The organism is Aerococcus sp. L_32, from assembly GCF_050689315.1.
On the sequence record NZ_JBOEQF010001045.1, the window covers coordinates 1 to 652 of the forward strand.

At 34.5% G+C, this 652-nt stretch carries 1 protein-coding gene; it reads right to left on the reverse strand.

Features of this window, described 5'->3' with window-relative positions; all coding sequences use genetic code 11:
* Positions 1-24: 24 nt before the first annotated feature.
* The gene (locus tag ACRCJ0_RS18110) at positions 25-567 is read right to left on the reverse strand and encodes a LemA family protein (RefSeq protein WP_003141927.1); all 543 of its coding nucleotides are present in this window, start codon (positions 565-567) and stop codon (positions 25-27) included.
* Between the last annotated feature and the right edge of the window lie 85 nt (positions 568-652).

The following is a 652-nucleotide window of genomic DNA, read 5'->3' on the forward strand; positions in this document are numbered from 1 at the left end:
TATCAATAGCTTTTTGATGTGTTTTTACCATTGTGGCATCTCCGCTTTTTCTGCTGAATTTTCAAAGTATTCTTCTGGTGTAAATCCTGTAAATCCAGCAATAACAGAATTCGGGAAAGTTTTAATTAAACGATTGTATTTAGTAACAGTGTCATTAAAGACCATACGTGACTGACGTACATTGTTTTCATAAGTGTTTACAGAATTCATTGTTGATTGGTAAACGTCCGAAGCTTTTAAATTCGGATATTGTTCCACTACTACATCAATTGAACGTAAGGCACGGTTGAAAGCTGCATCATCTTTTTCCACATCACTTACAGATGAGTTACGTGATACATTCGAACGTGATTCAACGATTTTAGTTAAGGTATCATGTTCATGTGTTTGATATTGTTTGGTTGCTGAAATTAAATTTGTTAAGGCATCCCAGCGAGATTCTACTTGTGCTGCAATTTGTGCCATGGCATTTGATACCATTTCTTTGGAACGTACGAAGTTATTGTAGGCTCCAATCCCCCACACAACTAATATAACGATTATAGCAATGACAATAATCCACACCATAATATCCAACTCCTTTTCTTTTTATATTTTAATTATACTTTAAATGTCATCGTCAATAAAGCGATACCATCGGGCATTGTATAAA